The 23,880-nt window shown below is 67.2% G+C and carries 21 protein-coding genes; 16 read left to right on the plus strand and 5 right to left on the minus strand.

The genetic code is table 11. From position 1 onward, the window contains the following. The first annotated feature begins 176 nt into the window (after positions 1–176). The 9 genes from AC5P7S_RS01450 (at position 177) to AC5P7S_RS01490 (ending at position 9,103) form a co-directional block, all read left to right on the plus strand. Positions 177–470, plus strand: coding sequence for a LysM peptidoglycan-binding domain-containing protein (locus AC5P7S_RS01450; RefSeq protein WP_049410686.1), 294 nt, complete (start codon positions 177–179; stop codon positions 468–470). Between the two features lie 43 nt (positions 471–513). Continuing rightward, positions 514–1,026 (plus strand): hypothetical protein, encoded by a 513-nt coding sequence (locus tag AC5P7S_RS01455; RefSeq protein WP_072169182.1) that lies wholly within the window; start codon positions 514–516, stop codon positions 1,024–1,026. A 357-nt stretch (positions 1,027–1,383) separates the two neighbouring features. Continuing rightward, positions 1,384–3,606: an NADP-dependent isocitrate dehydrogenase gene (locus AC5P7S_RS01460; RefSeq protein ID WP_111128666.1), complete on the plus strand. Its 2,223-nt coding sequence runs from the start codon at positions 1,384–1,386 to the stop codon at positions 3,604–3,606. Between the two features lie 308 nt (positions 3,607–3,914). Next, entirely contained in the window at positions 3,915–4,880 is a 966-nt protein-coding gene (locus AC5P7S_RS01465) for a hypothetical protein (RefSeq protein ID WP_095378205.1), read from the plus strand. Beyond that, positions 4,873–5,421 carry a GTP-binding protein gene (locus AC5P7S_RS01470; protein ID WP_005419763.1) on the plus strand — a complete coding sequence of 183 codons (549 nt, stop codon included), beginning with the start codon at positions 4,873–4,875 and terminating at the stop codon, positions 5,419–5,421. The genes AC5P7S_RS01465 and AC5P7S_RS01470 overlap by 8 nt, the downstream gene beginning before the upstream one ends. After that, positions 5,414–5,830 carry a roadblock/LC7 domain-containing protein gene (locus AC5P7S_RS01475; RefSeq protein WP_005419762.1) on the plus strand — a complete coding sequence of 139 codons (417 nt, stop codon included), beginning with the start codon at positions 5,414–5,416 and terminating at the stop codon, positions 5,828–5,830. The genes AC5P7S_RS01470 and AC5P7S_RS01475 overlap by 8 nt, the downstream gene beginning before the upstream one ends. Before the next feature lie 53 nt (positions 5,831–5,883). Continuing rightward, positions 5,884–6,243 carry a hypothetical protein gene (locus AC5P7S_RS01480; protein WP_005419760.1) on the plus strand — a complete coding sequence of 120 codons (360 nt, stop codon included), beginning with the start codon at positions 5,884–5,886 and terminating at the stop codon, positions 6,241–6,243. A 146-nt stretch (positions 6,244–6,389) separates the two neighbouring features. Continuing rightward, positions 6,390–8,120: a bifunctional isocitrate dehydrogenase kinase/phosphatase gene (gene aceK / locus AC5P7S_RS01485; protein ID WP_095378203.1), complete on the plus strand. Its 1,731-nt coding sequence runs from the start codon at positions 6,390–6,392 to the stop codon at positions 8,118–8,120. A gap of 80 nt (positions 8,121–8,200) precedes the next feature. Next, positions 8,201–9,103, plus strand: coding sequence for an energy transducer TonB (locus tag AC5P7S_RS01490; RefSeq protein WP_065196831.1), 903 nt, complete (start codon positions 8,201–8,203; stop codon positions 9,101–9,103). A gap of 39 nt (positions 9,104–9,142) precedes the next feature. Here the strand turns inward: AC5P7S_RS01490 and AC5P7S_RS01495 are convergent, their stop codons facing one another. From AC5P7S_RS01495 to trxA, 3 genes are all read right to left on the minus strand, one after another. Then, positions 9,143–10,717 (minus strand): sensor domain-containing diguanylate cyclase, encoded by a 1,575-nt coding sequence (locus AC5P7S_RS01495; protein ID WP_095378202.1) that lies wholly within the window; start codon positions 10,715–10,717, stop codon positions 9,143–9,145. Between the two features lie 209 nt (positions 10,718–10,926). Continuing rightward, on the minus strand, positions 10,927–12,675 hold the full coding sequence (gene rho, locus AC5P7S_RS01500; RefSeq protein ID WP_053498291.1) for a transcription termination factor Rho: 1,749 nt from the start codon (positions 12,673–12,675) through the stop codon (positions 10,927–10,929). Positions 12,676–12,903: 228 nt separating this feature from the next. After that, positions 12,904–13,233, minus strand: a complete 330-nt coding sequence (gene trxA, locus AC5P7S_RS01505; protein WP_005411275.1) for a thioredoxin — start codon at positions 13,231–13,233, stop codon at positions 12,904–12,906. 509 nt (positions 13,234–13,742) lie between these two features. Here trxA and rhlB point away from each other — a divergent pair. The 6 genes from rhlB to rpoH all read left to right on the plus strand — a co-directional run bounded on the left by rhlB (position 13,743) and on the right by rpoH (position 19,974). Then, complete coding sequence (gene rhlB, locus AC5P7S_RS01510) at positions 13,743–15,458, plus strand: ATP-dependent RNA helicase RhlB (protein WP_095378201.1); 1,716 nt, start codon at positions 13,743–13,745, stop codon at positions 15,456–15,458. Positions 15,459–15,622: 164 nt separating this feature from the next. Next, positions 15,623–16,309 (plus strand): cell division ATP-binding protein FtsE, encoded by a 687-nt coding sequence (ftsE, locus tag AC5P7S_RS01515; protein ID WP_014648630.1) that lies wholly within the window; start codon positions 15,623–15,625, stop codon positions 16,307–16,309. A gap of 3 nt (positions 16,310–16,312) precedes the next feature. Further along, the gene (ftsX, locus tag AC5P7S_RS01520; protein ID WP_032961674.1) at positions 16,313–17,260 is read left to right on the plus strand and encodes a permease-like cell division protein FtsX; all 948 of its coding nucleotides are present in this window, start codon (positions 16,313–16,315) and stop codon (positions 17,258–17,260) included. A gap of 7 nt (positions 17,261–17,267) precedes the next feature. Continuing rightward, on the plus strand, positions 17,268–18,110 hold the full coding sequence (locus AC5P7S_RS01525; RefSeq protein ID WP_049424094.1) for a response regulator: 843 nt from the start codon (positions 17,268–17,270) through the stop codon (positions 18,108–18,110). Further along, the gene (gene ung / locus AC5P7S_RS01530) at positions 18,107–18,820 is read left to right on the plus strand and encodes a uracil-DNA glycosylase (protein WP_095378200.1); all 714 of its coding nucleotides are present in this window, start codon (positions 18,107–18,109) and stop codon (positions 18,818–18,820) included. Before AC5P7S_RS01525 ends, ung begins: the two co-directional genes overlap by 4 nt. Positions 18,821–19,098: 278 nt before the next feature. Beyond that, the gene (gene rpoH / locus AC5P7S_RS01535) at positions 19,099–19,974 is read left to right on the plus strand and encodes an RNA polymerase sigma factor RpoH (RefSeq protein WP_005411269.1); all 876 of its coding nucleotides are present in this window, start codon (positions 19,099–19,101) and stop codon (positions 19,972–19,974) included. Positions 19,975–20,108: 134 nt separating this feature from the next. Here rpoH and purD read toward each other — a convergent pair whose 3' ends face one another. After that, on the minus strand, positions 20,109–21,392 hold the full coding sequence (purD, locus tag AC5P7S_RS01540; protein WP_095378199.1) for a phosphoribosylamine--glycine ligase: 1,284 nt from the start codon (positions 21,390–21,392) through the stop codon (positions 20,109–20,111). Between the two features lie 61 nt (positions 21,393–21,453). Beyond that, positions 21,454–23,037 (minus strand): bifunctional phosphoribosylaminoimidazolecarboxamide formyltransferase/IMP cyclohydrolase, encoded by a 1,584-nt coding sequence (purH, locus tag AC5P7S_RS01545; RefSeq protein WP_095378198.1) that lies wholly within the window; start codon positions 23,035–23,037, stop codon positions 21,454–21,456. A 207-nt stretch (positions 23,038–23,244) separates the two neighbouring features. Here purH and AC5P7S_RS01550 point away from each other — a divergent pair, with 207 nt between their 5' ends. Continuing rightward, complete coding sequence (locus tag AC5P7S_RS01550) at positions 23,245–23,862, plus strand: CDP-alcohol phosphatidyltransferase family protein (protein WP_088497434.1); 618 nt, start codon at positions 23,245–23,247, stop codon at positions 23,860–23,862. The last annotated feature ends 18 nt before the right edge of the window (positions 23,863–23,880 follow it).

The raw sequence follows: 23,880 nt of genomic DNA on the forward strand, positions 1-23,880 counted from the left end.
CCGCAAGGAACCCGCGTCCAGGGCAAGGGAAAGCCGGCCAGCGGCCGGCACGACCGGACATCGTCTCTCCCGATTGTTCAGCCGCCCCCGGGGGCGGCTTCACATCTGCACCATCCCCATTTAACAACCGCCATGGCACCGTGCCAGTCACGTAGTCATGCAGACGGGAGTTGTGGATGAGTACCGAGAAGAAAGCCGATTTCTCCGGCGTCAGCAGCAGCGTCGACAGTACCGCCGAACAGGCACCGAAGGCGGACTTCTCCGGCGTCAGCGCTTCGGTGGACAGCACCGCGGACGTTGTCAGCGGCGGCACCTATACCGTGCAGAAGGGTGACTCGCTGTCGAAGATCGCCAAGCAGCATCTGGGCGACGCCAATGCCTGGAAGAAGATCTTCGAAGCCAACCGCGATGTGCTTGATGACCCGGACAAGATCTTCCCGGGCCAGACCCTGAAACTGCCGCCGAAGTAAGCCGGCCAGAACGCCGTCCGACAATCCCTGGGAGGAACCCCGAATGATCAAGACCACCCCGCTCCAGACCGCCCTGATCGCCGCCCTGCTGGGCAGCGTCGCCCTGGTCGGTTGCAAGAAGAAAGAAGAGTCGACCGACAACAATGCCGCTCCGGCAGCGACTGCTCCGGCCGAACCGGCAGCACCGGCCCCGATGACCGGCGCGCCGCCGCCGATGGCCGAAGCCGCTGCTGTCAGCGTCTCGTCGGTCACGGTCGGCAAGACCGCAGCCGCCGACAAGTCGGTTGCGACGACGGCTTTGTTCGCGCCGAAGGACGACATCATCGTCTCGGTCAAGACCGACGGTGCTGCCAACAACGTCGCCGTGGGCGCGAAGCTGACCTACCAGGACGGCCAGGTGGCCGGCGAACAGAATGCCACGCTGAACACCAGCGGTGCCGAAACCACCAACGTCACGTTCAAGAATGCAAAGGGCTGGCCGGCCGGCAAGTACCGCGCCGAAGTCACCGTCGATGGCAAGGCGGCCGGAACGCCGCAGGAGTTCGAGGTCAAGTAAGTCCAGCCGACTCTCTCCCGGCAGGGCTCACGATGGACGCAGCCGCGAGGCTGCGTCCTTTTTTGTTGTGCGATGGTCGGCTTCATCCACGCATGCCGTGGATCCACTGGTGCTGTGGGCGGGCTTCATCCAGGCGTGGATGGATCACAGCGTTGCCGGCATGCAGTACCGTCGCGTATGGCGTGGCTTTGCCCCGCGCGGCTGAAAACGCGACAATGCAGGGGTTTCCCCGCCGCGCGCCCACCCTGACGGCGACGGGGAAAGCGTGGGGCTCCGCCCCGCGCGCGACACGGTTGCACGTGGCCCGGCGCTGGCGCCGGCCTTCCCCTGAGCATTGCTACAGAGTCCAAGTCCCCCATGTCCAAGATCCTCTACACGCTGACCGACGAAGCACCGTTCCTGGCCACCCAGTCGCTGCTGCCGATCGTTGACGCCTACACCGCCACGGCCGGCATCGTGGTGGAAACCCGTGACATCTCGCTGTCCGGCCGCATCCTGTCGCAGTTCCCGGAACTGCTGTCCGATGCACAGAAGGTCAGCGACGACCTTGCCGAACTGGGCCAGCTGGCAACCACCCCGGACGCCAACATCATCAAGCTGCCGAACATCTCCGCCTCGGTGCCGCAGCTGAAGGCGGCCATCAAGGAACTGCAGGACCAGGGCTATCCGCTGCCGGATTACCCGGAAACCCCGGCCGACGACCAGCAGCGCGACTACAAGGCGCGCTACGACAAGGTCAAGGGCAGCGCGGTGAACCCGGTGCTGCGCGAAGGCAACTCCGACCGCCGTGCACCGCTGTCGGTGAAGAACTACGCGCGTAAGCACCCGCACCGCATGGGCGCCTGGTCGGCCGATTCGAAGTCGCACGTCGCGCACATGGCCGCCGGTGATTTCTACGGCAGCGAGAAGTCGGCCACCCTGGGCAACGCCGGTTCGCTGAAGATCACCTTCCATGGCAACGACGGCAGCACCGTCGTGCTGAAGGAAAAGACCGCGGTCAAGGCCGGCGAGATCGTCGACGCCGCCGTGATGAGCCGCAAGGCGCTGGCCGCGTTCCTCGGTGAGCAGATCGCCGATGCCAAGGCCCAGGGCGTGCTGTTCTCGCTGCACCTGAAGGCGACCATGATGAAGGTCTCCGACCCGATCATGTTCGGCGTGGCGGTCAATGAGTTCTACAAGGACGTGCTGGCCAAGCACGCCGACGTGCTCAAGCAGGCCGGTTTCGACGCCAACAACGGCATCGGTGACCTGGCTGCGCGCCTGCCGTCGCTGCCGGAAGCCACCCGTGCTGCGATCGAAGCCGACCTGGCTGCCGAGTACGCACAGCGCCCGGGCGTGGCCATGGTCAACTCGGACAAGGGCATCACCAACCTGCACGTGCCGAGCGACGTCATCGTCGACGCCTCGATGCCGGCGATGATCCGCGACTCCGGCAAGATGTGGAACGCCGAAGGCAAGCTGCAGGACACCAAGGCGGTCATTCCGGACCGCTGCTACGCCGGCGTGTACCAGGCCGTCATCGACGACTGCAAGGCGCACGGCGCCTTCGACCCGGCCACCATGGGTTCGGTGCCCAACGTCGGCCTGATGGCACAGAAGGCCGAGGAGTACGGCTCGCACGACAAGACCTTCCAGATCGCTGCCGATGGCGTGGTCAAGGTCACCGACGATGCCGGCACCGTGGTGTTCGAGCACGCCGTGGAAGCCGGTGACATCTGGCGCATGTGCCAGACCAAGGACGCGCCGATCCAGGACTGGGTCAAGCTGGCCGTCGAGCGTGCCCGCCTGAGCAGCACCCCGGCCGTGTTCTGGCTGGATGCCGCCCGCGCCCACGACGCGCAGGTCATCGCCAAGGTCGAGCAGTATCTGAAGGACCACGACACCAACGGCCTGGACATCCGCATCCTGCCGCCGGTGGAAGCCACCGCGTTCTCGCTGGACCGCATCCGCAAGGGCGAGGACACCATCTCGGTGACCGGCAACGTGCTGCGCGACTACCTGACCGATCTGTTCCCGATCATGGAGCTGGGCACCAGCGCCAAGATGCTGTCGATCGTGCCGCTGATGGCCGGTGGTGGCCTGTTCGAGACCGGCGCCGGTGGTTCGGCCCCGAAGCACGTGCAGCAGTTCGTCGAAGAGGACTACCTGCGCTGGGATTCGCTGGGCGAGTTCCTGGCCCTGGCTGCGTCGCTGGAACACCTGGGTAACCGCTATGACAACGCCGCCGCCCGCGTGCTGGCCAAGGCGCTGGACGAAGCCAACGGCCAGTTCCTGGACAACGACAAGTCGCCGTCGCGCAAGCTCGGCGGCATCGACAACCGTGGCAGCCACTTCTACATCGCCCTGTACTGGGCGCAGGCCCTGGCCGCGCAGGACGAGGATGCCGCGCTGAAGGCACGCTTCGCCCCGCTGGCCAAGGCACTGACCGACAACGAGCAGAAGATCGTCGACGAGCTGATCGCAGTGCAGGGCAAGGCCGTGGACATCGGCGGCTACTACCGTCCGGACGTGGCCAAGGCCAGCAAGGCGATGCGCCCGAGCGCGACCTTCAACGCCGCGCTGGAGCTGCTGCGCGGCTGATCCGTCGCCGTTCGGCCGTGACCCCGGAACCCGCGCTTCGGCGCGGGTTTCTTTTTTGGCTCTGGGGTCAGATCCCTTTTGCCACGCAAAAGGGATCTGACCCCAGGCGATTAAACCGTGACTTCCGTCGGCTGTCGGAATGCCGTCAACGGGGCATGAAACTTGCCCGCGATAGCCGTCGCAGAACCGATCGGACACCGCCTGCAACCGCTCCCGATCTGAGCAGTTGATCACGACGGCTGCCGCTGGCGATGCCCTAGCCTTGGCGACGCGAGACCACCGGGGAGGTGGTCGCTCGGGGAACACAGATGGCACGCGTGCTGGTAGTGGGAACCGACATCCAGGGCGAGCAGGCCCTGCTGCAACGGCTGCGCCTGGCGTCGGCACTGCCGGACGGCCAGGTCCGCCGCAGCCAGGACCTGGACGACTGCGACCTGCTGGTCATCCGCGATACCCCGGCACTGCGCAACGCGGCCCAGCGCATGCGCCAGCAACGACCGCGCCTGCAATGCTGGATAGAGGACAACGGCGGCCAACTGCGCGACGGCGACGGACAGCAGGATGTGCTCGACGACGGTGCCATCGGCCGCGCGCTGCGTCGCATGCAGTTGGCACCGGAGCCCCTGGCCATGCCCGCACCCGCACTGATACGTCTGGCCGATGGCGCACACGCCATTACCCGCCTGCTGCGCGAGCGGTTGCCGCTGCGCCATGGCCAGGCACTGTTGAGTGATGCGGGCGAGCCTTTGCTGCTGATGGATCTGGAGCACGACCAGGCCGTGCTGTTGCAGGAACCCGCGAGCGCGCTGGTGGAGCGCCTGGCCGATGCCTTCGAACGCCTGCAGCTGGATGCACTGACGCCAGCGCGCCTGCAGGCGCTGGCTGGTGAGCGACCACGCCAGCCGCTGCGGCCGCTGTTGTGGCAATGGGCGCAACGCAGCCGCCACTGGCAGGCACTGGACGAACGCCTGCGCGGCGCTTCGGTGAAGCTGCTGCGCTGGCCGGATTTCCGCGTACTGGGGCACGACCACGATGGATTCCGCCTGTGCTCGTTGCTGCTCAAGCGCGCGTGCACGGTTGAAGAATGCGCGATGCTGCTTGAGCTGCCGGCGGCGGCCGTTCGCGATTTCATCCACGCGGCCTACCTGTGTGGCTACGCGCAGCTGCAGGCCGCCCCGGCGACGCCGATGATGGCGACCGGTGGCACCCGCACCGACAACGGATTGCTTGCCCGCCTGTGGCGGCACCTGCGCGGGAGTGAGCGCAATGCGTGAGCACAAGGTGGTGGTGCTGGGCGGCATGGGCAGCGGCAAGTCGACGCTGGTGCGCAGCATCGCGGCCGGCGCGGTAGTCGACACCGATGTGGCCAACAGTGATCGCCTCGGTGCCGACAAGGCCTCCACCACCGTCGCGCTGGACTATGCAGACATCGACCTGCCCAACGGAGAACGCCTGCGTCTGTACGGAACGCCCGGCCAGCAGCGTTTCGATTTCCTGTGGCCGATCCTGCTGCAGGGTGCACGGGGCGCGGTGCTGCTGCTGGACGCACGTCGCGCCGGCATTGCCAGCGAGCTGCAGGACTACCTGCAGGTGCTGCAGCCGTTCGCATCATCCCTGGCACTGGTCGTGGCCGTCACCCACCTGGACCAGGCACCACAGGCGGCGCTGGATGACTGGGCCACGCACGCCTGCCTCGACGACCAGCCGCTGCCGTTGCTGGCCGTCGATGCCCGTGACCGCGAACAGGGACTGCTGCTGATGGATGTACTGATGAGCGAAATGGAAGCGCACGCATTGGTGGCCGCGTATGGGTGACGGGCAGATGGCGGTACTGCCCGATGCGGGCCAGCGTGAGCGCCTGCAGCCGCTGCTGCAGGACCTGCAGCAGCGGGTGGAAGGCGTCCGCACGGTGGTGCTGGCCAGCGTCGATGGTTTTGCCCTGGTCAGCGCCGGTGCCGAAGGGCGCGGCGAACGGCTGGCGGCGATGACCAGCGCGATGCTGGCGTTGGCCGCAGCGGTGGGGCGCGAACTGGTGCTGGGCGATCTGCAGACGCTGATGCTGGAAGCGATGGGCGGGAAGGTGCTGATGCTGGCAATCCAGGCCGAAGGGCGTGCGCCGCTGCTGCTGATGGCGGCCTGCGACCAGCGCAGCGTGATCGGGCAGGTGCTGTGGCAGAGCAGGGAATGTGGCCAGGCGATCCTGGCCGAACTCGGCGGATCGTGAGCCCGGCCGCAGGGGAACGAGGGGCTCGAACCAACATCGACAAGGGGTGCGACGTGGCTGGATTGAATGAATCGTTGAACGCACTGATGGGCATCGACGGCGCGCAGGCAGTGGCGCTGGTCGACTACGAAAGCGGCATGCTGCTGGGCGAGGCCGGTGCCGGCATGGACATGGAGGTGGCCGCCGCCGGCAACACCGAAGTGATCCGGGCCAAGATGAAGACCGCCGCCTCGTTGAACCTCAATGACAGCATCGAGGATATCCTGATCTCGCTGGGCAAGGCGTACCACATCATGCGACCGGTCGCGAAGAAGAAGGGACTGTTCTTCTACATCGTGCTGGACCGGACCAAGTCCAACCTTGCACTGGCCCGACGCAAGGTGCAGGACGTGGAGGCCGAACTGGCGATCTGAGCCGGTAGTGCCGGCCGCTGGCCGGCGTCTGCATCGATCCATCGACGGTCCAGGTGCTGCCGGCCAGCGGCCGGCACTACCTTCGCACTCGACGCCATTGCACACGCCAGCGTATGGTGAAGCCGGTCCTCCCGGATGAGTCCTGCATGTCCGAGCCTGATATCGATGCCGAGCTGGCGTCGCGCATCGCTGGCGCCATCCACGCTGGCTTCGAGCAGTACCACGCCCGCTTTGCGGCGATCACCGCTCGTGCGCGGCAGCGTTTCGAGCAGCGCGACTGGGCGGCTGCGCGCCAGGATGCAGTCGAGCGCATCGCGCTGTACGACCTGTGCATTGCCGAACAGATGGATGCACTGCGGCGCCTTGCCGGCGAAGCAATCGGGGAGCGCGCATTGTGGCTGCAGGTGCATGCACGCTACAGCGCATTGCTGCGGGGGCTGATCGATGCCGAACTGTACAAGACCTTCTACAACACGCTGTCGCGGCGCTTGTTCTCCACCCGTGGCGTGGACCCGGCGCTGGAGTTCATCGCCTTTGACGTCGAGCCGTCCGATGCGATCACCCATCCGGTTGCGCGGCATACCTACGCGGTTTCACCCACGCGGCCGGTGGAGGCCCTGCAGCGCGTGTTGGCCGATTACCGCTTCGACATTCCGTATGCGCACCAGCTGCGCTGCGCGGCGGCCATCGCCGTGCGCCTGCAGGACGATCTGGTCCACTGGGGCGATACGCCGGTGCGCAGCATCGAGCTGCTCGACACCGTGTTCTATCGCGAGCGCCGCGCCTATCTGGTGGGCCGCGTGTTCGGCGAGCACCGCTTCTCACCCTGCGTGATCGCACTGGTCAACGATGAGCGTGGACTGCGTGCCGACGCGGTGCTGACCCGGCGCCGCGACGTCGCCCATCTGTTCGGCGTGTCTCGCAGTTATTTCCAGGCCGACCTTGCCACGGTGGGCGATGCGGTGGTGTTCCTGCGCAGCCTGCTGCCGGGCAAGCCCATCGATGAGATCTACACCGTGCTGGGCCGTGCCAAGCAAGGCAAGACCGAGCGCTACCGCACCTTCTTCCGCCACTTCAACGAACATCCGCAGGAGCGGCTGGTGCCCGCCGAAGGCACGCCGGGCATGGTCATGGCGGTGTTCACCCTGCCCAGCTATCCGCTGGTGTTCAAGCTGATCCGCGACCGCTTCGCCTGGCCCAAGGCGATGTCGCGGCGGCAGGTGGAAGAGAAGTACGCGCTGGTGTTCAACCTCGACCGTGTCGGCCGCCTGCTCGATGCGCAGCCGTATCGCCACCTGCGCTTCCCGCGCGATCGCTTCGCACCGGCCTTGCTGGAGGAGTTGCTGCAGCAATGCGCGCAGACCGTGCGGGTCGATGGCAACCATGTGGAAGTCGCACTGTGCTACGTGCAGCGCCGTTTCCGGCCATTGAACCTGTACCTGCGCGAGCAGGGTGGCGAGGCGGTGCGCGCAGCGGTACTCGACTATGCGCAGGCGATCACCGACATGGCGCGCAACAACATCTTCCCCGGCGACATGCTGCCGAAGAACTTCGGCGTATCGCGGCATGGCCGGGCCGTGTTCTACGACTACGACGAGCTGTGCCTGGTCAGCGACTGCGTGTTCCGCGCATGGCCGCAGCCGCGTACGCCGGAGGAAGCCATGGCCGATGAACCCTGGTTCCATGTCGGTCCACGCGACGTGTTTCCCGAGCGCTTCGGCCCGTTCATGGGGCTGCCCGCCAGCGAACTGGCGGCGGTGAGGGAGCACTACCGGCACCTGTTCGATCCGGCGTGGTGGCAGGACCTGCAGGCGCGCTTCGCCGAGGGGAACTATCCGGATACGCCGCCCTACGCGGCGGCCCATCGCCTGGCCTGAACGGCGTGGCGTGAAGCACGTGCCGGTCCGGTCAGGATTGCGGTACGCTCGGTGCTCACTTCATCACCACGGATCCGGCAATGATGCGTTCCCCCCTGTTCCTTGCGCTGGCCCTGGCGTTCTCCGCAGGTGCCCCGCTGCTGCCATCCGAGGCCGTCGCCCAGAACGCGCGCGCCGTGCGCGCCACCGCCGAGATGAGCATGGCGCTGTCGGGCAGTATCGATGTGGCGGCCGACGGCTCGGTCAGCGCGCTGGTCCTGGACCAGCAGGCGATGCTCGCACCGGGTATTGCATCGTTCGTGGAGGGCACCATCCGTGGATGGCAGTTCGAGCCGACGCTGCGCGATGGCAAGCCGGTGGCGGTCCACGCACCACTGCGGGTGCGCCTGCGTGGCAAGCAGCAGGACGACGGCAGCTACCAGGTCAGCATGACCAGTGTCGACTTCAGTGAGTATGACCCGAAGGCTACCGATTCGGTGACCCGGAAGAACATGCCGCCACCGCGCTACCCCGAGGATGTCTTCCGCAGTGGCGGGCAGGGTGATGTGCTGCTGCTGGTCAAAGTGGCCCGCGACGGGACCGTGGCCGACGTCATTGCCGAACAGGTGAACATGACCGTGGTCGCGCCGGAGCGGACCCTGGCCAAGATGCGCGACCTGCTCGCCAAGGCCAGCATCAGCGGCGCGCGCAAGTGGACCTTCGTCCCGCCCACGACCGGCGAGAACAGCACGCGCGACTTCTGGACCGTACGCGTGCCGGTGAACTTCGCCCTGAACAGCGACACCGGCAGCAACGGCAATGCCCAGCCGGAGCGCTATGGCCGCTGGCGTGCCTACATCCCCGGCCCGCGCCAGGCCGCACCGTGGCGCAAGCCGGATGCCGTCGAACAGGTGGGCAGTGATCTGCTGCCTGCCGGGGGCGTGTACATGGTCGATGGCACCCAGCGCGGCCTGCGCCTGCTGACACCGTTGGCGCAGCGCTGAGCCCGGCGCGGTGAAGCGGTCGGCCAGGCCGGCCGCTTTTCAGTCCGCGTACGGGTAGACCACCACCCGGTTGCGGCCCTGTTCCTTGGCCATGTACAGGGCCTTGTCGGCCAGCCGCAGCGCCTGCTCGGCATCGACATGGAAGCTGGGGAAGTGGGCCACGCCCAGTGACACGGTGATGGTGCCGACCGGCTCGAACGGGTGATCGGCGATGTGCTGGCGCAGGCGCTCGCCGGCCTGGCGCGCAGAGTCGGTGCTGATGCCCGGCAACAGCAGCAGGAATTCCTCGCCGCCGGCACGGCAGAGGATGTCGCTGTCGCGCGAGTAGCGGCGCATCTGGTCGGCGATATGGACGATGGCCGCGTCGCCGACGTCATGGCCATGGCTGTCGTTGATCGATTTGAAGCGATCGATGTCCAGCGCCAGGATCGCGAACGGAATGCCCTGCACCTGCAGCGCATCCAGCGCCTGCTGCAGGCCGCGGCGATTGAGCAGGCCGGTCAGCGGATCGGTACAGTTGGCGCGGCTGAGCGTGCCGATGCGGTCCTGCAGCGCGTTGAAGCTGTGCAGCACGGCCTGCTTGAGCTGGGCCACCTCGAAGTACCAGGCGCGGATGCCGCTGACGTGGCTGATCGCGTTGCCGGTGTCCTCGCCACCCTGCACGTTTCGCGCCAGCTGCCACAGCGGCATCGAGATGCGACGGGCGAACCACCAGGTGACCAGCAGTGACAGCAGGCCGAGCGGGATCGCATTCCAGATCACCGCGGTCATCAACCGTGACAATGGCTGCAGCGTGGCCTCGGTCGGCCGCTGGGCGATGATGCCCCAGCCGGTGGTCGGCACCGGTGCATAGCCGGCCAGCATCGATACGCCCAGGTTGTTGCGGACCTGCTGCGCACCGCGTTCACCGCGCACGACTGCCTTCACCGCCGGGTTGCCGACCACGTAGTCGCCGACCCGCTTGCCATCGGCGTGGTACAGCAGGCGGCCATTGCGGTCCACCACGTACAGGTACGAGCCGTCGCGGTAGTAGTGCTTGCCCAGCAGCGTGTGCAGCGCACTGCGCTGGCGCAGGTAGAGGGTGCCGCTGACGTAGCCGCGATAGCGGCCCTGGCGATCGAAGATCGGGTGCGACAGCGAGACCAGCAGCTTGCCGGTGGTCGACTGGTAGGGATCGCTGATCATCGGCTGGCGCGCGGCCAGTGCGGCGTTGTTGCCGGCGCTGTGCAGGATCTCGCCCTGCAGCTGCAGGGTCTGCGGCGAGGTGGCGATCACCAGGCCGTCGGCGTCGACCACCAGCGAGGAGTTGAAGCTGTTGGTCTGCAGCTGGAGCCGGCTGGCTTCATCCTGGGCCTGTGCCGGATCGAGATCATTCTGGCCAAGCCGGGTGGCGGCGTAGGCCAGCTCCTGCTGCGCGGCCAGCAGGAAATTCTGGGTGGTCTCGGCCAGCTTGGTGGCATAGACGCGGTTGGCTTCCAGGGTGTTGCCGACCAGCTGGTCGCGCTGCACGCGGTAACTGGCCAGCAGGGTATTGGCCAGGGCGATGATGGCGCTGAGCAGGGCCAGGGCGAGGATCAGCTTGCCCAGGTTGAGGCGGGGGGACAGCGTTCGCATGCGTCGACGGATCCGGCAGGAGGCTGGACCCGACCGGTTCTCCGGAAGGGGCGACAGCGGGAATCGGTGGCCACGCCCTTGGGGCCGGGCAGGGTATGGGGCGAATTATCGCCAAAAGTCAGCGGCGGCAAAGTGAAACAGGTCGCCCTGCAGGCAAAAAAAAACCTGCCGCAGCGGGCGGCAGGTTCTCTTCAATGCAATGGCGTGGATCAGCGCTTCATCGAACCGAAGAACTCGTCGTTGGACTTGGTGTTCTTCATCTTGTCCAGCAGGAATTCCATCGCGGCCATTTCATCCATCGGATGCAGCAGCTTGCGCAGGATCCAGATCTTCTGCAGCAGCTCCGGTTCGATCAGCAGGTCTTCGCGGCGGGTACCGGAACGGTTGATGTCGATGGCCGGGAACACGCGCTTTTCAGCGATACGACGGCTCAGGTGCACTTCGCTGTTGCCGGTGCCCTTGAACTCTTCGTAGATCACCTCGTCCATCTTCGAGCCGGTGTCGACCAGCGCGGTGGCGATGATGGTCAGGCTGCCGCCTTCTTCCACGTTGCGCGCCGCACCGAAGAAGCGCTTCGGGCGGTGCAGGGCGTTGGCGTCCACACCACCGGTCAGCACCTTGCCCGAGCTCGGCACCACGTTGTTGTAGGCGCGGGCCAGGCGGGTGATCGAGTCGAGCAGGATCACCACATCCTTCTTGTGCTCGACCAGGCGCTTGGCGCGCTCGATGACCATTTCGGCCACCTGCACGTGGCGCGCGGCCGGCTCGTCGAAGGTCGAGCTGATGACCTCGCCGCGCACGGTGCGCTGCATTTCGGTCACTTCTTCCGGGCGCTCGTCGATCAGCAGCACGATCAGGTGCACGTCCGGATGGTTGGTGGTGATGGCGGTGGCGACCTGCTGCATCATCATCGTCTTGCCGGCCTTCGGCTGCGACACGATGAGCGAGCGCTGGCCCTTGCCCTGCGGCGCCATCAGATCGAGGATGCGGCCGGTGATGTCTTCCGACGAACCGTTGCCACGCTCGAGGGTGAAGCGGCGGCGCGGGAACAGTGCGGTCAGGTTCTCGAACAGCACCTTGTTCTTCGACGCTTCGATCGGCTCGCCGTTGATGGTGTCGACGATGTTCAGCGCGAAGTAGCGCTCGCCGTCCTTCGGGAAGCGGATGCGGCCGGAGATGTGGTCGCCGGTGCGCAGGTTGAAGCGGCGGATCTGGCTGGGCGAGATGTAGGTGTCGTCAGGGCCGGCCAGGTAGCTGGCTTCGGCCGCGCGCAGGAAACCGAAGCCATCCGGCAGGATTTCCAGCACACCATCGGCGGCGACGCCGTCACCGTGGCGGGTCAGCACCTTCAGCAGGGCGAAGATCACGTCCTGCTTGCGGGCACGGGCCACGCCTTCGGAGATCTGCAGCTGCTCGGCGATTTCCAGCAGCTTCTGTGCCGGCATGCGCTTGAGGTCGCTCAGCGAGTACACCGGGAAGCCCTCGGGCACGTTGGCGTGCGGGCGCGGCACGAACGGCTGCTGCTCGCCGCCGTCATTGGACATGCCGTCGTCGCGGAAGCGATTGTTGCGGTCACGGTCGCGGCGGTTGCGGAAGCGGTCGCGTCGGTTGCCCTGACCTTGCCCCTGGCCCTGCTGGCCGTTCTGGTTGTACGGGTTCTGGCCCTGGTTCTGGCCACCCCCCTGGTGATTCTGCTGCCGCGGCTGGCCGGATTCGCGGCCCTCGCCACCCTCGCCACCGCCACTGCTGGCAGGGGCCTCGGCGGCGGGCGCGCTCGGCGCAGGTGCTGCGGCCGGCGCCGGTGCTTCGGGCGCGGCGGCCAGCGGCAGGGTCGGCTGCGCCGGAGCGGCGCTGGTTTCTGCGGCTGCCGGGGCGGCGGCCTTGCTCACGCGGGGCTTGCGCACGCGCTTTTCGGCGGGCGCATCAGCGCTGCCGGTTTCGGAAGTGTTATCGGACAAGAGCGTTATTCCTCGCTTGACGGTGCGAGCGCCCGGCTGGGGCGGCGAACGTTGGGAATGGGTCTGGGAGAAACTGCGTCCAGAGGGTGCGGCACGCGAACGCGGCCGGATATGCCGACACTATCATCGGCCTGCGGCGCCATGCAAGGGTCGCCGGGAACAGCATTCATCATGGGCGTGGTGCGCCCGCCGGCAGCCGCGCTCGGCGGCTGCCGGAGACCGGCAGGATCAGGCCAGGGCCTTGTCCAGCAGGCCGGCCAGCTGGGCCTTGCCCACTGCACCGATCTGCTCGCCGACCTTTTCGCCATCCTTGAACACGACCAGGTACGGAATCGAACGCACGTGGTACTTCGCGGCCAGCGCACGGTTGTGGTCAACGTTGACCTTGGCGATCTTGGCGCGGCCCTGGTAGGCATCGGCCAGCTCGTCCAGCGCCGGGGCGATCATCTTGCAGGGGCCACACCACTCGGCCCAGAAATCGACCAGCACCGGTTCCTTGGAATTCAGTACTGCGCTATCAAAGTCGGCGTCGCCGACATGTACAACCTTGTCGCTCATCTTGGTTTCTCGTCTTGGATTGCACCCGGCCATGCCGGAGGTGGGTGAACTGGGCCTTGCCCGGTGGCGCGACCCTCGTCGTTGCCTCGCGGCGCACTGCCGCGGTGCGTTCGGCGGGATGCCTGGACGCTCACGGCCGGCAGTGTACCCCTATCGCGGGGCAGGGACAGGCGCCGTCTGGAACCCAGCGTATCGTGATCGCTTCGATGGCCGGTATGTGTCGGATTTCACTGTCCTCCTGTACATGGGGCTGGCAGTGCGCGACACCAGCGCCCCAGACCGGGCCGTTCAAGTCCAGTGTGGCTGGGTGAAGGTGGCGTCTCCGGGTGCCGTGAGACACCGCATTCCGGTTTGCCTGCCCGAGTGCGTTAAACTGGGACATTGTGCGGCGCACGGACCGAGGGGTCCCGGCCTGCCAACCCGCCGCAGGGGCCGCAGTTTGCGACGGTTCCCCTAGACGCTGAAGTGCCAGCCGCCCCAAGGGCCGGCGGCCATACCAAGACGGACTCATGAGCGACAAACCGCTGACCGATTTGACCTTTTCCTCCTTCGAGCTGCATCCGGCCCTGCAGGCCGGCCTTGAAGGAGCCGGATTCACCCGCTGCACCCCGATCCAGGCGCTGACCCTGCCGGTCGCGCTGCCCGGTGGTGATGTTGCCGGCCAGGCCCAGACCGGTACCGGCAAGACCCTGGCCTTCCTGGTCGCTGTCGTGAACCGCCTGCTGACCCGTCCGGCGCTGGCCGACCGCAAGCCGGAAGACCCCCGCGCCCTGATCCTCGCCCCGACCCGCGAACTGGCCATCCAGATCCACAAGGATGCGGTGAAGTTCGGTTCCGACCTGGGCCTGCGTTTCGCGCTGGTCTACGGTGGCGTGGATTACGACAAGCAGCGCGAGCTGCTGCAGCAGGGCGTGGACGTGATCATCGCCACCCCAGGCCGCCTGATCGACTACGTCAAGCAGCACAAGGTGGTTTCGCTGCATGCCTGCGAGATCTGCGTGCTGGACGAAGCCGACCGCATGTTCGATCTGGGCTTCATCAAGGACATCCGCTTCCTGCTGCGCCGCATGCCGGAACGCACCATCCGCCAGACCCTGCTGTTCAGCGCCACCCTCAGCCATCGCGTGCTGGAGCTGGCCTACGAGCACATGAACGAGCCGCAGAAGCTGGTGGTCGAAGCCGAGACCATCACCGCTGCCCGCGTGCGCCAGCGCATCTACTTCCCGGCCGACGACGAGAAGATCCCGCTGCTGCTGGGCCTGCTGTCGCGCAGCGAAGGCGCGCGGACCATGGTGTTCGTCAACACCAAGGTGTTCGTCGAGCGCGTCGCCCGCTCGCTGGAGAAGGCCGGCTATCGTGTCGGCGTGCTGTCCGGCGATGTGCCGCAGAAGAAGCGCGAAAGCCTGCTCAACCGCTTCCAGAAGGGCCAGCTGGAAATCCTGGTGGCCACCGACGTCGCCGCCCGTGGCCTGCACATCGATGGCATCAAGTACGTCTACAACTACGACCTGCCGTTCGATGCCGAAGACTACGTGCACCGCATCGGCCGTACCGCGCGCCTGGGTGAAGAAGGTGATGCGATCAGCTTCGCCTGCGAACGCTACGCGATGGGCCTGCCGGACATCGAGGCCTACATCGAGCAGAAGATTCCCTCCGAGCCGGTCACCAAGGAACTGCTGACCCCGCTGCCGCGCCCGGAGCGCCCGGCCCCGGCTGCAGGCGAGGAAGGCGAGGACAACGAAAGCGTCGGCCAGATCTTCCGTGAAGCGCGCGAAGCCCGCGCCGCCGAGGAAGAGCGTCGGGGTGGTGGCCGCAGTGGCGGTCGTTCCGGCAGTGGTGGTGGTCGTGGTGGCCGTGACGGCGAGCGCAGCGGCGAACGCCGTTCGCGCGGCCCGCGCAAGCCGCGCGTGGAAGGCGAGCAGGGCGCTGCCGCCCCGGTCGCGGGTGCTGAAGGCGCCGCTGCCCAGGCCCCGCGCCCGCCGCGCGCCGAAGGCGCACCGGAAGGTGCCGTGGATGGTGAGCACAAGCCGCGCAAGCGCCGTCGTCGTCGCCATGGCCGTCCGGTCGAGGGTGCCGAGGGCGTGCAGGCCAACGCCGGCAACGGCGCGAGCCCGGTGACCCCGGTGCAGGTGGTGGCCAAGCCGGTGCGCACGGCGGCCGACAGCGGCGATTCGTTCCTGACCCGCATCGGCCGCAAGATCCGCCGGATGCTGTCGGGCAGCTGATCGGCGCTGCCGATCAGCGGGTAGCACCCGACCGTTGGTCGGGTGGCTTTGAACGGTAGTGCCGGCCGCTGGCCGGCAACCCACATGGCTGCCCGCCAGCGGCCGGCACTACCGCTCGGCGCGCCCGTCTCCACGAGGTCGCGCCGCTCCTGCATAATCGGGGCATGAGTGTCCTGCGCTTCGACAATGTCAGCAAACAGTACGCCGGTGGCCACGAGGCGCTGATCGATGTCAGCTTCGAGGTCGCGCCGGGCGAGATGCTGTTCGTCACCGGCCATTCCGGTGCGGGCAAGAGCACCCTGCTCAAGTTGATCCACCTCGACGAGCGGCCCAGCCGCGGCGCGGTGGTGTTCGACGAGCGCAACCTGCTGAAGGTGCGCGGCGGCGACGTGCCCCGCCACCGACGCGCGGTGGGCGCGGTCTACCAGGACCACCGGCTGCTGATGGACCGCTCGATCGCCGAGAACGTGGCGCTGCCGCTGATCCTGCGCGGCACCCGCCGTGGCGACATCAGCAAGCGCGTGCGCTCGGTGCTGGAGCGGATGGGCCTGGGCCATCGCGAGAAGGCGCTGCCCTCGCAGCTGTCGGCCGGCGAGCAGCAGCGCGTGGGCATCGCCCGCGCCATCGTCGGCGAGCCCAAGCTGCTGGTGGCCGATGAGCCGACCGGCAACCTCGACCCGACCCTGGCGGCGGAGATCATGGCCCTGTTCGCCGAGCTGCCCTCGCGCGGCACCAGCGTACTGGTGGTCAGCCACGACCTGCCGCTGCTGCGCCGCATGCGCAAGCGCGTGCTGATCCTCGACCATGGCCGGCTGGTGGATGACATCTCGCCGCAGGACCTGGCGGAGTAACCGATGGCGAAGAACGAAAACAGCGAAGCCGCCGCCCCCTCGCGCGTGGGCGTCTGGTTCCAGCACCACGTGCACAGCGTGGTGTTCAGCCTGGGCCGCGCCTGCCGCAAGCCATGGGCGACCCTGCTGACGGTGATGGTCATGGCGCTGGCGCTGGCGCTGCCGCTGGGCCTGTCGATCGCGCTGGACAACCTCAAGCAGTTCGCCGGCAGCGTGCAGCAGTCGCGCGACATCAACGTGTTCCTGAAGGGCAACGTCGATGCACCCGGCGCGCTGCGCCTGGCCGGCCAGCTGCGCGACCGCGACGACGTGGCCGAAGTGAACGTGCGCACGCCCGAGCAGGGCCTGCAGGAACTGCGCGATGCCGGCCTGGGTGAGGCGATCGACGCACTCAACGACAATCCGCTGCCTTCGCTGCTGGTGATCACTCCCGGCCAGGGCAAGGACGACGCACGCCTGGCGCGCGCGCTGGAAAGCCTGCCGGAGGCCGATCTGGTGCAGCACGATGCGCTGTGGCGCCAGCGCCTGGATGCCTGGCTTGCCTTCGGTGCGCGGCTGGTGCAGGTGCTGTCGGTCCTGCTCGGCGCGGGTGCCGCGCTGGTGGTCGGCAACACGGTGCGCCTGGACATCCAGGCCCGCCGCGAAGAGATCGGCGTGCTGCAGCTGCTCGGCGCCAGCGATGGCTTCATCCGCCGCCCGTTCCTGTACCTGGGCGCGTGGTACGGCCTGGGCGCCGGCGCGGTGGCGCTGGCCCTGATCGGCGCTGCGGGTGCCGCCCTGCGCATGCCGCTGGCCGAACTCTCGCGCAGCTACGGCAGCCCGTTCGTACTGCACGGCCTGGACCTGCTGCACGGCGGCCTGGTCCTGCTCGGCACGCTGCTGCTGGGTTGGCTGGGCGCCTGGCTGGTGACCGGCCACTTCCTCCGCCAGACCCGTCCGACCGACACCTGAGACCGGCATGCAACCGCAAGCGCTGAAGCACCTTGAAGGGCCCGCGACGCGGGTGATGGTGGTCGATGGTTCGAAGCTGGTCCGCAAGCTGATCGCCGATGTCCTGCAGCGTGACCTGCCGGGCGTGGAGGTGATCGGCTGCGACAGCATCGAGGATGCGCAGCAGGCGCTGGCGCAAGGCCCGGTGGACCTGGTGACGACCTCGCTGACCCTGCGCGATGGCGACGGCCTGGCGCTGGCGCGGATGGTGCGCGAAGCCGCCGGCCAGGCCTATGTGCCGGTGATCGTTGTGTCCGGCGATGCCCAGCAGCACCTGGAGCAGCGTCGCTTCACCGAGTACGTCACCGACTATTTCGACAAGGCGCTGGGCCATGAGGCACTGGCGACCTTCATCCGTGGCTATGTGCAGCCGCAGACCATCCCCGGTGCCACCATCCTCTACATCGAGGACAGCCGCGTGGTGGCCGAGGCCACCAAGCGCATGCTTGAGCGGCAGCAGCTGAACGTACTGCACGTGGTCAGCGCCGAAGAGGCATTCACCCTGCTCACTGCCGAGTCGCTGGGCCGCAGCCGCCACCGCATCGACCTGGTGCTGACCGATGTCACCCTGAAGGGCGAACTGAGCGGGCGCGACGTGGTGCAGCGCGTGCGCGTGGACTTCGGTTACGGCAAGCGCCGCCTGCCGGTGCTGGTGATGACCGGTGACGGCAACCCGCACAACCAGACCGGGCTGCTGCAGTCCGGTGCCAACGACCTGGTGCTCAAGCCGATCGAAGAACGGCTGCTGGTCACCAAGGTGCTGTTCCAGCTGAGGCTGGCCCGATTGAACGATGGACCTCTGTTGCGATGATGGATGAAGTAGCCGACACCCCGACGATCCAGCTGGAACCGAGCTGGAAGCAGCATGTCGGCGATTACCTGTTGCAGCCGCAGATGCGCGAGCTGTCGGCCTTCCTGCGCCAGCGCAAGGCCAGTGGCGCGGCGGTGTTCCCGCCCGGCCCGCAGATCTTCGCCGCGTTCGACGCCACGCCGTTCGAGCAGGTGAAGGTGGTGATCCTCGGGCAGGACCCGTACCACGGTCGCGGCCAGGCACATGGCCTGAGTTTCTCGGTGCCGCCGGGCGTGCCGGTGCCGCCGTCGCTGCTGAACATCTACAAGGAGATCGAGAGCGATCTCGGTATCCCGCGTCCGGACCACGGCTGCCTGATTCCGTGGGCGCAGCGTGGCGTGCTGCTGCTCAATGCGGTACTGACGGTGGAAGAGGGCAAGGCCGGTGCGCACCAGGGGCGTGGCTGGGAAGGCTTCACCGACCACGTGGTGGATGTGCTCAACCGCGAGCGCGAAGGGCTGGTGTTCATGCTCTGGGGCGCCTATGCGCAGCAGAAGGGCAAGGTGATCGACACCCGCCGCCATCGCGTGCTGAAGTCGCCGCATCCGTCGCCGCTTTCGGCCCATCGGGGCTTCCTCGGCTGTCGTCATTTCTCGATGGCCAACGAGTACCTGCAGCGCCGCGGCCAGGCCCCGATCGACTGGTCGCTGCCGCCGCGCTCGGCACTCTGAGGGCCGGCGGGCCGCTGGGCCTGAACACCGGGCAACGTTCCCGGGCCTGAATGGGCCTTCAGAACGGCCCGTTCAGCTCCGCTTGACCGGAATCGGCCGCTTTACGGCAGGTAATTGCTTGAATTCCAAGGGATTGTGAATCCCGAAAAGCATGCTCGCCACTGTCATCAAATCGCGCTACGGTAGGGCTCTGTTTGGGACCAGTGTTGCATCAATGGGACGCTGGAACTTTTTCCTCCTTTAGCAGTCCAAATCCCGGACTGCTAAGATGGGTGCCTATGAGCCAGAACACCTCTACTGCCCTTGTGGCAAACAATCTCCCGATTCCCAGTGCGCTCGGTTCGCTGGACGCCTACATCGGTGCCGTGCACCAGATCCCGGTGCTGTCGGTCGATGACGAACAGGACCTGGCCCGTCGCTTCCGCGACGGCAACGATCTGGACGCTGCCCGCGAGCTGGTGCATTCGCACCTGCGCTTCGTGGTGCACGTGGCCCGCGGCTACAACGGCTACGGCCTTGCCCTGGGCGACCTGATCCAGGAAGGCAACATCGGCCTGATGAAGGCGGTCAAGCGCTTCGACCCGGACATGGGCGTGCGCCTGGTCTCCTTCGCGGTGCACTGGATCCGTGCCGAGATGCACGAGTTCATCCTGAAGAACTGGCGCATCGTGAAGGTCGCTACCACCAAGGCGCAGCGCAAGCTGTTCTTCAACCTGCGCAAGTCGAAGACGCGCCTGGGCTGGATGAACGCGGCTGAGGTGAGCGCGGTGGCCAAGGACCTGAACGTGTCCGAGCGCGAGGTCATGGAAATGGAGTCGCGCCTGTCGGGTCGCGATATCGGGTTCGATGCGCCGACCGACGAGGACAACGAGCACGCGCCGCCGTCGCCGGCTGCGTTCCTGGTTGCCGATGACGAAGACCCGTCGATGGCCTACGAGCGCGAGGACAGCGAAGACAACCAGATGCAGCTGCTGCGCGAAGGCCTGGCGGAACTGGATGCTCGCTCGCGCGACATCATCCGCCGCCGCTGGCTGGACGCGGACAGCAAGGTGACGCTGCAGGAACTGGCCGACGAGTACGGCGTGTCGGCCGAGCGCATCCGCCAGGTTGAAGCGAACGCGCTGAAGAAGATGAAGGCGCTGTTCACCGCGTAAGGCGGGATGGCGTTGAAGCCAGGAAAAGGCCCGGCATTGCCGGGCCTTTTCTTTTTGGTGGCGTTCCCATCCACGCATGGCGTGGATCTACCCAGTGTCAGTAGAGCCACGCCATGCGTGGCCGCGGCGCGGCCTCACCCCTCGCGTGCGATCGCGCGCCAGCCGATGTCGGTGCGGTGGAACGCGTTGGCCCAGGTCACCTTGGCGACGCCGGCATAGGCATTGGCCTGCGCGTCGCGCACGCTGTCGCCCAGTGCCGCCACGCACAGCACGCGGCCACCGGCACTGACCACCTGGCCCTGCGCATCCAATGCCGTACCGGCATGGAACACCTTGGCGCTGGCCGGCACGTCGCCCAGGCCGGAAATCACGTCACCGGTGATCGGCGCTTCCGGGTAGGGCTTCGCGGCCAGCACCACGCCCAGTGACGGGCGCGCATCCCACTGCGCTTCTACCTGGTCCAGGCGGCCATCAATCGCCGCTTCCACCAGCTCGACCAGGTCCGACTGCAGGCGCAGCATCACCGGCTGGGTTTCCGGATCGCCGAAGCGCACGTTGAATTCAATTACCTTCGGCGCGCCGCTGGCATCGATCATCAGGCCGGCGTAGAGGAAACCGGTGAACGGGATGCCGTCGGCGATCATGCCCTGCACGGTCGGGTTCACCACTTCGCGCATCACGCGTGCATGCACCTCCGGCGTCACTACCGGCGCTGGCGAGTACGCGCCCATGCCACCCGTGTTGGGGCCGGTGTCGCCGTCGCCGACGCGCTTGTGGTCCTGCGAGGTGGCCATCGGCAGCGCATGCACGCCGTCCACCATCGAAATGAAGCTGGCTTCCTCGCCATCGAGGAATTCCTCGATCACCACGCGGGCGCCGGCATCGCCGAACGCGTTGCCGGAGAGCATGTCACGCACCGCGTCTTCGGCCTCGGCCAACGTCATTGCGACGATCACGCCCTTGCCGGCGGCCAGGCCATCGGCCTTGACCACGATCGGTGCACCCTTCTCGCGGATGTAGGCCAGGGCAGCGTCCACGTCGGTGTGCACGGCATAGAACGCGGTGGGGATGTTGTGGCGGGCCAGGAAGTCCTTGGCGTAGGCCTTGCTGCCTTCCAGCTGCGCGGCGGCGGCGGTCGGCCCGAAGATGCGCAGGCCGGCGGCGCAGAAGCGGTCGACCACACCGGCCACCAGCGGTACTTCCGGGCCGACCACGGTCAACGCCACGCCTTCAGCCTGGGCCAGCGCCAGCAGGCCGTCGATATCGGTCACCTTCACCGCCACGTTGCGGCACTTGTCTTCGCTGGCGGTACCGGCGTTGCCGGGCGCCACGATCACGTCGGTGACACGGGAGGACTGGGCCAGCTTCCATGCCAGGGCGTGTTCGCGGCCGCCGGAGCCGATGACGAGGATCTTCATGGGACAGGGTTCTCGGATACGGAAAAGAAAAGCCGGGCAGGGCCCGGCTTGGTGATGCGGATCAGTGGCGGAAGTGGCGCACGCCGGTGAACACCATGGCCAGGCCATGTTCGTCGGCGGCGGCGATCACTTCGGCATCGCGCATCGAACCGCCCGGCTGGATAACCGCCTTGATGCCGGCGGCAGCGGCGGCATCGATGCCGTCGCGGAACGGGAAGAACGCATCGGAGGCCATCACCGAACCCTCGACCACCAGGTTCGCGTCGGCGGCCTTGATGCCGGCGATGCGGGCCGAGTACACGCGGCTCATCTGGCCGGCGCCGACACCGATGGTGCGGTTGTCCTTGGCATAGACGATCGCGTTGGACTTCACGAACTTGGCTACCTTCCAGGCAAACAGCAGGTCGGTGAACTGCTTGTCGGTCGGCGCCAGCTTGCTGACCACCTTCAGCTCGTCGCGGGTCATGCCGCGGTTGTCTGACGACTGCAGCAGCAGGCCCGAGCCGACGCGCTTGCTGTCGAAGTTGTTCAGGCCGTCGCCATGCGGGATGCGCAGCACGCGTACGTTGGCCTTCTTCTGCGCGTACTCCAGCGCGGCCGGTTCGTAGTCCGGGGCAATCAGCACTTCCACGAACTGGCGGTCCAGGATCACCTTGGCGGTGGCGGCGTCCAGCGGCGTGTTGAAGGCGATGATGCCGCCGAAGGCGCTGGTCGGGTCGGTGGCGTAGGCCAGCTCGTAGGCATCGCCGTTGCCGGCGCCGACGGCCACGCCGCACGGGTTGGCGTGCTTGACGATGACGCAGGCCGGCGCATCGAACTGGCGCACGCATTCCCACGCCGCATCGGCATCGGCCAGGTTGTTGTAGCTCAGCTCCTTGCCCTGCAGCTGCTGGAAGGTGGCCAGCGTGCCCGGGACCGGGTACAGGTCGCGGTAGAACGCGCCGCTCTGGTGCGGGTTCTCGCCGTAGCGCAGGTCCATCACCTTCACGAAGGTGGAGTTCATCTGCGCCGGGTATTCGGCACGGGCCGGCACGGCGGCGTCGGTGGCGGTGACCGCCGACAGGTAGTTGCTGATCGCCGCATCGTACTGGGCGACGCGGTTGAACGCGGCCACCGAGAACGCGAAGCGGGTGGCAGCCGTCAGCTGGCCGTTGTTGGCCTCCAGCGAGGCCAGCAGCTCGGGGTACTGCGACGGGTCGGTGGCCACTGCCACGCGGGCGAAGTTCTTGGCCGCCGAACGCAGCATGGCCGGGCCGCCGATGTCGATGTTCTCGACCGCGTCGGCCAGGGTGCAGTCGGCCTTGGCGGTGACCGATTCGAACGGATACAGGTTCAGCACCAGCAGGTCGATGGCGCCGATGCCGTGCTCGGCCATCACCGCGTCATCCAGGCCGGAGCGGCCCAGCAGGCCGCCGTGCACCATCGGGTGCAGGGTCTTCACCCTGCCGTCCATCATTTCCGGGAAACCGGTGACCTCGGCCACGTCCTTCACCGCCAGGCCCGCCTCGCGGATCGCCTTGGCGGTGCCGCCGGTGGACAGCAGCTCCACGCCGCGTGCCGCCAGCGCAGTGGCCAGCTCGACCAGACCGGTCTTGTCGGAAACGGAGAGGAGGGCCCGGCGGACGGGCAACAGATCAGCAGTCATGGGACGGAATCGGCAGCGGAGCGGGGCCGATATTGTAGGCGGTGGGGGCCGGTGGCGGGCGCTGGTGGTGGTAATCAACCCGCACCGATGGCCTGTGGCCGCCTTCAGCACCGTCTGGCCGGGGGGGGCCGCAATCAATTCGATGGGGCGCGCTGCCCCAATCGGGTAGGCTGTGCGGGAACTGCCAAGGATCAGCGGGTTCGGATCGTGTCGATCTATGCATTGAAAGGACGTTTTCAGGACCTCCTGCGTCCGGCCGTACGCGGCCTGTACCGCGTGGGGATCACCGCCAATGCGGTGACCGTGGCCGCTGCCGTGGTCTCGCTGCTGGTGGCCGGCGCCGTCTGGTGCTGCGCGCCGGCCCAGCCATGGCTGTACCTGTTGCTGCCGCTGTGGATGCTGCTGCGCATGGCGCTCAACGCCGTGGACGGCATGCTGGCCCGCGAATTCGGCCAGCAGTCGCGGCTGGGTGCCTATCTGAACGAATTATGCGATGTGATCGCCGATGCGGCGCTGTACCTGAGCCTGCTCAGCGTGCCGGGCGTGCGCCCGGAGGCGCTGTGGCTGCTGGCCTGGACCGCGGCGCTGAGCGAATACGCCGGCGTGCTGGGGCTGATGGTCGGCGCCAGCCGCCGCTATGACGGCCCGATGGGCAAGAGCGACCGCGCCTTCGTGATCGGTGCGCTGGGCCTGCTGCTGGCGTTTGAGTGGGTTGGCGCGTTGACGGTCACGGGCGTGGCCGCCGCCATGGCGGTGCTGTGCGTGCTGACGATGATCAACCGGGTCCGTCGCGGACTGCGGGAAACCGCAGTTTCGCCAAATTAATCAAGCAGATAGAGAAAG

This window comes from Stenotrophomonas sp. YJH_SMC_32 (assembly GCF_059369975.1).